The 504-nt window shown below is 69.4% G+C and carries 1 protein-coding gene; it reads left to right on the top strand.

The annotated features are described in order from the left end of the window. Positions 1-504, top strand: a 504-nt coding sequence (gene vgrG / locus AC3A6R_RS27120; protein ID WP_487866178.1) for a type VI secretion system tip protein VgrG, incomplete at both ends; no start/stop codon positions are given.

Consider the following 504-nt stretch of genomic DNA (forward strand, 5'->3'; position numbering starts at 1 on the left):
TTCGATGTGCGCGCCACGCGCAGCTACCCGCCGCGCGAGTTCCAGGTGCAGTACGGCGAGACCGACCACGACTTCGTCGCGCGCCTGCTGCACGAGTGGGGCCTGTACTACTACTTCGAGCATGCGCAAGACAGCCACCGGCTGGTGATCGTCGACGACATGGCCTCGCACCAGCCCTTCGCGCATGCGGGCTACCAGCGCATTCCGTTCCACGCGGCGGAAGCCACCGTGCGCGAGGAGCACTGCGACCGTTTCAATGCCTGCGAAGAGCTGCAGAGCGGCCGCTGGGTGACCGACGACTTCGACTTCCAGCGCCCGCGCGCCGAGCTGCAGCAGGTCAGCGCGATGCCGCGCAAGACGGCGCAGGCCAGCTGGGAGCGCTATGGCTGGCCGGGCGACTACGTGGTGGAGTCCGAAGGCGAGCAGCTGGTGCGCACGCGCATGGAAGAGACCGGCAGCCAGGGCGAGCGCGCGAGCGGCGCGGGCAACCTGCGTGCGGTGGTG

It is taken from the genome of Variovorax sp. Soil_C_19 (assembly GCF_057657255.1).